The following is a 5,318-nucleotide window of genomic DNA, read 5'->3' as shown; positions in this document are numbered from 1 at the left end:
ATTAAGTGCCTGGCGGTGACCTACTCTCACATGGGGAAACCCCACACTACCATCGGCGATGAAACGTTTCACTTCTGAGTTCGGGATGGGATCAGGTGGTTCCATTTCTCTATAGCCGCCAGGCAAAACTGGCTTTGGACATCTGTGTCTTACTGGGTAGCCATTAGCTAACCGGCACATTGTCCAAAATAAGTCGGTAATAACGAAGCTGATTCACTTTCTGTGTTCTCACGAGTTCAGATCTAACAAGATCCTGCGATCGTTCAATTTGAATCTTTCGATTCTTTCAAGTATCTCTACTCTACTTAACCGTTTCTGTTTCCAGAAATATATATGGTCAAGCCTCACGGGCAATTAGTATTGGTTAGCTTAACGCCTCACAGCGCTTCCACACCCAACCTATCAACGTGGTAGTCTTCCACGGCCCTACAGGGAGCTTAAAGCTCCAGAGAAATCTAATCTTGAAGGGGGCTTCCCGCTTAGATGCTTTCAGCGGTTATCCTGTCCGAACATAGCTACCCGGCTGTGCCACTGGCGTGACAACCGGAACACCAGAGGTTCGTTCACTCCGGTCCTCTCGTACTAGGAGCAACTCTTCTCAAATTTCTAACGCCCACGGCAGATAGGGACCGAACTGTCTCACGACGTTCTAAACCCAGCTCGCGTACCACTTTAAATGGCGAACAGCCATACCCTTGGGACCGGCTTCAGCCCCAGGATGTGATGAGCCGACATCGAGGTGCCAAACACCGCCGTCGATGTGAACTCTTGGGCGGTATCAGCCTGTTATCCCCGGAGTACCTTTTATCCGTTGAGCGATGGCCCTTCCATACAGAACCACCGGATCACTATGACCTACTTTCGTACCTGCTCGACTTGTCAGTCTCGCAGTCAAGCGTGCTTCTACCATTATACTAACCGCATGATTTCCGACCATGCTTAGCACACCTTCGTACTCCTCCGTTACTCTTTGGGAGGAGACCGCCCCAGTCAAACTACCCACCATACACTGTCCTCGATCCGGATAACGGACCTGAGTTAGAACCTCAAACATACCAGGGTGGTATTTCAAGGACGACTCCACGCAATCTAGCGATCACGCTTCAAAGTCTCCCACCTATCCTACACAAATAGGTTCAAAGTTCAGTGCAAAGCTGTAGTAAAGGTTCACGGGGTCTTTCCGTCTAGCCGCGGGTACACTGCATCTTCACAGCGAGTTCAATTTCACTGAGTCCCAGGTGGAGACAGCGTGGCCATCGTTACGCCATTCGTGCAGGTCGGAACTTACCCGACAAGGAATTTCGCTACCTTAGGACCGTTATAGTTACGGCCGCCGTTTACCGGGGCTTCGATCAAGAGCTTCGCACAAGTGCTAACCCCATCAATTAACCTTCCGGCACCGGGCAGGCGTCACACCCTATACGTCCACTTACGTGTTTGCAGAGTGCTATGTTTTTAATAAACAGTCGCAGCCACCTGATTTCTGAGACCGCCGACAGCTTACGGGGTAAACCCTTCACCGTCAGCGGCGCACCTTCTCCCGAAGTTACGGTGCCATTTTGCCTAGTTCCTTCACCTGGGTTCTCTCAAGCGCCTTGGTATTCTCTACCTGATCACCTGTGTCGGTTTGGAGTACGGTTCCAATGTACCTATCGCTTAGGAGCTTTTCCTGGAAGTATGGCATCAACTACTTCGCTCTTAAAAAGAGCTCGTCATCGCTTCTCAGCATTAAGAACCCGGATTTGCCTAAGTTCTCTGCCTACTAGCTTAAACACGGACAACCAACGCCGTGATAGCCTAGCCTGCTCCGTCCCTCCATCGCAGTACACTGAAGTACAGGAATATTAACCTGTTTCCCATCGACTACGCATTTCTGCCTCGCCTTAGGGGCCGACTAACCCTGCTCCGATTAACGTTGAGCAGGAAACCTTGATCTTCCGGCGAGGGGGCTTCTCACCCCCTTTATCGTTACTCATGTCAGCATTCGCACTTCTGATACGTCCAGCAAACCTCTCGGTTCACCTTCAACCGCTTACAGAACGCTCCCCTACCATGCGCCTAAACGCATCCGCAGCTTCGGTTATCAGTTTGAGCCCCGTTAAATCTTCCGCGCAGGCCGACTCGACTAGTGAGCTATTACGCTTTCTTTAAAAGATGGCTGCTTCTAAGCCAACTTCCTAGCTGTCTGAGCCTTCCCACATCGTTTCCCACTTAACTGATATTTGGGACCTTAGCTGGCGGTCTGGGTTGTTTCCCTCTCCACGACGGACGTTAGCACCCGCCGTGTGTCTGCCATGATTGCACTTCCTGGTATTCGGAGTTTGCATGGGGTTGGTAAGTCGGGATGACCCCCTAGCCCAAACAGTGCTCTACCCCCAGGAGTGAGACATGACGCTCTACCTAAATAGATTTCGGGGAGAACCAGCTATCTCCGGGCTTGATTAGCCTTTCACTCCTAGCCACAGGTCATCCCCTAACTTTTCAACGTTAGTGGGTTCGGTCCTCCAATCAGTGTTACCTAATCTTCAACCTGCCCATGGCTAGATCGCCCGGTTTCGGGTCTATTGCCAGCAACTAGACGCCCTATTAAGACTCGGTTTCCCTACGGCTCCCCTAGACGGTTAACCTTGCTACTGACAATAAGTCGCTGACCCATTATACAAAAGGTACGCAGTCACTCCGAAGAGCTCCTACTGCTTGTACGCACACGATTTCAGGATCTATTTCACTCCCCTCTACGGGGTTCTTTTCGCCTTTCCCTCACGGTACTGGTTCACTATCGGTCAGTTAGGAGTATTTAGCCTTGGAGGATGGTCCCCCCATCTTCAGTCAAGATAACACGTGTCCCGACCTACTTATTACATACCTAGTACCACAACTGTGTTTTCGTGTACGGGGCTATCACCCTCTATCGCCGCACTTTCCAGAGCGTTCCACTAACACAGAAGCTATCATATGATGGCTGATCCCCGTTCGCTCGCCGCTACTAAGGGAATCTCGGTTGATTTCTTTTCCTCCGGGTACTTAGATGTTTCAGTTCCCCGGGTTCGCCTCTTACACCTATGTATTCAGTGCAAGATACCCTACTTACGCAGGGTGGGTTTCCCCATTCGGACATCTTAGGATCAAAGTTTGTTTGCCAACTCCCCTAAGCTTTTCGCAGGCTCCTACGTCCTTCATCGCCTCTAACTGCCAAGGCATCCGTCGTGTGCGCTTAGTCGCTTGACCATATATATTGACTCTCTCCACTCCACCGCGATAGGTGAAACATTAAAAGCCAACAGTCAATTGAACTATGCACATCGCTTTGTTTGCTTTGTACATTAACCTTTGTTTTTTGCTTGTTCTCTGAGTGTTGCCACTCGAGTCCATTGTTTGCAATCAACATGAAGTTTCAATTTTCGCCGGATCTCGTCGCTTGATTTGAACTCGTCAAGATCACAGTTTTATTGTGAATTTCTTCAGCTTCATTATTACCTTGTTAAAGAACATGACAGTACGTCATTTGTTAACACACCCACACCTTTCGGCGTGTGCGCTAACAGATGATTACTGCATTCAATCAGACAATAAGTGTGAGTACTTGAGGATGTACGCTTTCGATTAAGGAGGTGATCCAACCCCAGGTTCCCCTAGGGTTACCTTGTTACGACTTCACCCCAGTCATGAATCACTCCGTGGTGACCGTCCCCCCGAAGGTTAGACTAGCCACTTCTGGAGCAACCCACTCCCATGGTGTGACGGGCGGTGTGTACAAGGCCCGGGAACGTATTCACCGTGACATTCTGATTCACGATTACTAGCGATTCCGACTTCATGGAGTCGAGTTGCAGACTCCAATCCGGACTACGATGCACTTTCTCAGATTAGCTCCACCTCGCGGCTTGGCAACCGTTTGTATGCACCATTGTAGCACGTGTGTAGCCCAGGTCGTAAGGGCCATGATGACTTGACGTCGTCCCCACCTTCCTCCGGTTTATCACCGGCAGTCTCCCATGAGTTCCCACCATTATGTGCTGGCAACATAGGACAAGGGTTGCGCTCGTTGCGGGACTTAACCCAACATCTCACGACACGAGCTGACGACAGCCATGCAGCACCTGTCTCAGAGTTCCCGAAGGCACCAAACTATCTCTAGTAAGTTCTCTGGATGTCAAGACCTGGTAAGGTTCTTCGCGTTGCTTCGAATTAAACCACATGCTCCACCGCTTGTGCGGGCCCCCGTCAATTCATTTGAGTTTTAACCTTGCGGCCGTACTCCCCAGGCGGTCTACTTAGTGCGTTAGCTGCGCCACTAAAATCTCAAGGATCCCAACGGCTAGTAGACATCGTTTACGGCGTGGACTACCGGGGTATCTAATCCCGTTTGCTCCCCACGCTTTCGCACCTCAGCGTCAGTATTTGGCCAGTGAGTCGCCTTCGCCACTGGTGTTCCTTCCCATATCTACGCATTTCACTGCTACACGGGAAATTCCACTCACCTCTCCAATACTCTAGTCTGCCAGTTCTGAATGCAGTTCCAAGGTTGAGCCCTGGGCTTTCACATCCAGCTTAACAGACCGCCTACGCGCGCTTTACGCCCAGTAATTCCGATTAACGCTTGCACCCTCCGTATTACCGCGGCTGCTGGCACGGAGTTAGCCGGTGCTTCTTCTGCAAGTAACGTCACAGCTGCCAGGTATTAACTGACAACCTTTCCTCCTTGCTGAAAGTGCTTTACAACCCTAGAGCCTTCTTCACACACGCGGCATGGCTGCATCAGGCTTTCGCCCATTGTGCAATATTCCCCACTGCTGCCTCCCGTAGGAGTCTGGACCGTGTCTCAGTTCCAGTGTGGCTGATCATCCTCTCAGACCAGCTACGGATCGTCGCCTTGGTAGGCCTTTACCCCACCAACTAGCTAATCCGACGCGGGCTCATCTCATAGCACAAGGTCCGAAGATCCCCTGCTTTCTCCCTTAGGACGTATGCGGTATTAGCTTGCGTTTCCACAAGTTGTCCCCCACTACGAGGTAGATTCCCACGCGTTACTCACCCGTCCGCCACTCTACTCTCACCGAAGTGATTTCGCGTTCGACTTGCATGTGTTAGGCCTGCCGCCAGCGTTCAATCTGAGCCATGATCAAACTCTTCAGTTTAGATCTTTTAACTCTGCTTAAAGCAAGAGCGAATTCCGTTAAAGTGGAATTCAAAACTTTGCTCGAAACATGAACGTTATTCATTCTTTCTTTCGAATTAACGAGTAACTTGTTTCGATAATCTTTGTTGCGACTATCTCTACAAGTACCCACACGTATTGTCTGATTGATTGTTAAAGA

At 50.3% G+C, this 5,318-nt stretch carries 3 rRNA genes; all 3 read right to left on the bottom strand.

The window, feature by feature from the left end:
* Positions 1 to 7: 7 nt before the first annotated feature.
* Positions 8 to 123, bottom strand: a 5S ribosomal RNA gene (rrf, locus tag DFR27_RS12430).
* A gap of 210 nt (positions 124 to 333) precedes the next feature.
* Positions 334 to 3,228: ribosomal RNA gene (locus DFR27_RS12425) — 23S ribosomal RNA — on the bottom strand.
* Between the two features lie 376 nt (positions 3,229 to 3,604).
* A 16S ribosomal RNA gene (locus tag DFR27_RS12420) occupies positions 3,605 to 5,138 on the bottom strand.
* Together the 16S, 23S and 5S rRNA genes form the textbook arrangement of a ribosomal RNA operon.
* Between the last annotated feature and the right edge of the window lie 180 nt (positions 5,139 to 5,318).

The sequence above is a fragment of the Umboniibacter marinipuniceus genome (assembly GCF_003688415.1).
GTDB classification, from domain to species: Bacteria; Pseudomonadota; Gammaproteobacteria; order Pseudomonadales; family DSM-25080; genus Umboniibacter; species Umboniibacter marinipuniceus.
Note: the sequence above shows the minus strand (reverse complement) of the source record. Positions and strands in the feature narration are given on the sequence as shown.